This is a genomic window from Microbacterium sp. Bi128, from assembly GCF_918698205.1.
Genome location: NZ_CAKKMM010001355.1, coordinates 1 through 1,376 on the forward strand (window position 1 = coordinate 1; position 1,376 = coordinate 1,376).

A 1,376-nucleotide genomic window follows, 5' to 3' on the forward strand; every position below is an offset into this window, starting at 1 on the left:
CGCTCAGCGACTCCACCCGGCACCTGATTGATGACGCCTTCCTCGCGGCCATGCCGGACGGCGCCCTGGTGGTAAACGTGGCCCGTGGCCCGGTGGCGGACACCGAGGCCCTGGTCCGGCACACCGCCTCCGGCCGGATCCGCGCCGCGCTGGACGTCACCGATCCCGAACCCCTGCCGCAGGACCACCCGCTCTGGCGGACCCCGGGCGTCATCATCAGCCCGCACGTGGGCGGCGCGAGCTCGGCGATGCGCCCGAGGATGGGCCGGCTGCTGCAGCGGCAGATCGAGATCATGCTGGCGGGCGAGCCGCCGGCGAACGTGGTGCTGAACGGCTAGTTGGGCGCGGGCAACGGCTGGGGCGTGTCGCTTTAGCCCTCCTGGGTTACGGCCGACATGTCGCCGACGCCAGGGGTGCCGTCGGCGAGCGCGTAGCGCTGCAGCACCGCGCCCTTAGGTGAGGCGACGACCGGCTCGATGAGCCTGAGGTTCGTCGGAACCACCCCGTCCGCGAAGACCTTCTTTCCGCCGCCGAGAAGGATCGGATACACCCAGAGCGTGAGTCGGTCGAAGAGCCGCTCGGCGAACAGGGTCTGCACGAAGTCGAGGCTGCCGATCACGTGGATGTTCTCGTGCCGGTCGCGCAGTTCGCGCACGGCGGCGACGATATCAGGACCGAGGAGCGTGGAGTCGGCCCACTCGAGGGCCGGCGTCCCGCGCGAGGCCACATATTTCGGGATGCGGTTGAACAGCCGCGCGATCTCACCGTTGGCGTGCGGCCAGTATCCGGCGAAAATGTCGTAGGTCCGGCGCCCGAGCAGCAGCGCGTCCATCCCCGCCATCCCGGAGACGACCTGTTCGCCGACGACCTCGTCGATGAGCGGCGCCTGCCAGCCGCCAAACTCGAACCCGCTGTCGGTGTCCTCGTCCGGGCCGCCGGGCGCCTGCGCGACGCCGTCGAGTGTGGTGAACAGGTCGATATGGATAAGTCCCATGCCGTGCTCCTTCGCTGTCGCCCGTCGTCGCCGCGGCGGCGGGATCACTTCGAGGCTGGCACACCGTTCCCTCGCGAAGCAACAGGTTTCAAGGGCTCCCGGCGGTGTCCACCACGCAGAACCTGTTGCCCTCCGGATCGGCCAGGATCACGTAGTCGGCGTCCGCGGGCCGCTTGCTCCATTCGATCCGGGTGGCGCCCAGGGCCAGGAGGCGCTGCACCTCGGCGTCCTGGGTGTCCGTGTAGAGGTCCAGGTGCAGACGCGGCGGGACCTGGACGGCCGCGGGGACCCGGTCCAGGGAGATGCACGTGCCCACGCCGCCCGGCGGCTGGAGGATCACGAAGTCGCCGTCGGGCTCGTACCGCGGCTCGTAGCCTAGGGC

At 70.2% G+C, this 1,376-nt stretch carries 3 protein-coding genes; 1 reads left to right on the top strand and 2 read right to left on the bottom strand.

The window, feature by feature from the left end; translation table 11 throughout:
* The coding region (locus LQV45_RS32750) for an NAD(P)-dependent oxidoreductase (RefSeq protein ID WP_290370390.1) at window positions 1-338 on the top strand (338 nt) is incomplete at its 5' end.
* Between the two features lie 32 nt (window positions 339-370).
* Here the strand turns inward: LQV45_RS32750 and LQV45_RS32755 are convergent.
* Window positions 371-994 carry a dihydrofolate reductase family protein gene (locus LQV45_RS32755; RefSeq protein ID WP_230011774.1) on the bottom strand — a complete coding sequence of 208 codons (624 nt, stop codon included), beginning with the start codon at window positions 992-994 and terminating at the stop codon, window positions 371-373.
* An 88-nt stretch (window positions 995-1,082) separates the two neighbouring features.
* A partial coding sequence (locus LQV45_RS32760) for a VOC family protein (protein ID WP_230011777.1) occupies window positions 1,083-1,376 on the bottom strand: 294 nt, incomplete at its 5' end.

Excerpts from the sequence above, each read along its gene's own strand:
- LQV45_RS32755 (WP_230011774.1), bottom strand. The coding sequence starts at position 994 with ATGGGACTTATCCATATCGACCTGTTCACCACACTCGACGGCGTCGCG.